This window comes from Collinsella sp. LCP19S3_A6 (assembly GCF_052122015.1).
In the GTDB taxonomy this organism is placed as follows: Bacteria; Actinomycetota; Coriobacteriia; order Coriobacteriales; family Coriobacteriaceae; genus Collinsella.
On the sequence record NZ_JBQKDD010000037.1, the window covers coordinates 1 to 378 of the forward strand.

The 378-nt window shown below is 64.0% G+C and carries 1 protein-coding gene; it reads left to right on the forward strand.

The window, feature by feature from the left end; all coding sequences use genetic code 11:
• Nucleotides 1-13 precede the first annotated feature (13 nt).
• A complete protein-coding gene (locus tag ACTQVX_RS08870; RefSeq protein WP_441042590.1) occupies nucleotides 14-166 on the forward strand; it encodes an ATP-binding protein in 153 nt (50 codons plus the stop codon).
• The last annotated feature ends 212 nt before the right edge of the window (nucleotides 167-378 follow it).

The following is a 378-nucleotide window of genomic DNA, read 5'->3' on the forward strand; positions in this document are numbered from 1 at the left end:
CATCACCACCAACGTGGGGATCAGCGGCTGGGGCAGGGTGTTCGGGGACGACGTGGCGGCGAGCGCGATCGCGGACAGGGTGTGCCACCACTGCCACCTGGTCAAGATAACCGGCAGGTCCTACAGGCTGAAGGACCTGCCGAGGGACGGTCCCGTCGAGCCGTGACCGGAATCGGTGAAAATACGTTAGCGCAACCGGTGAAACCGCCTTTGCGCGAACGGCGCGCCTGTTTAGCGAAACTGGTGAAAAATAGATTGACGCTAACAAGGCCGAAGAAGCCCTCCATCGCCGCGTTGTCCGGGCTGCAGCCCTTGGCGGACATGCTCCTGGCGAGGCCGTGCCCCTCGCAGATCGAGATCCAGCCGGGCCAGCGGTAG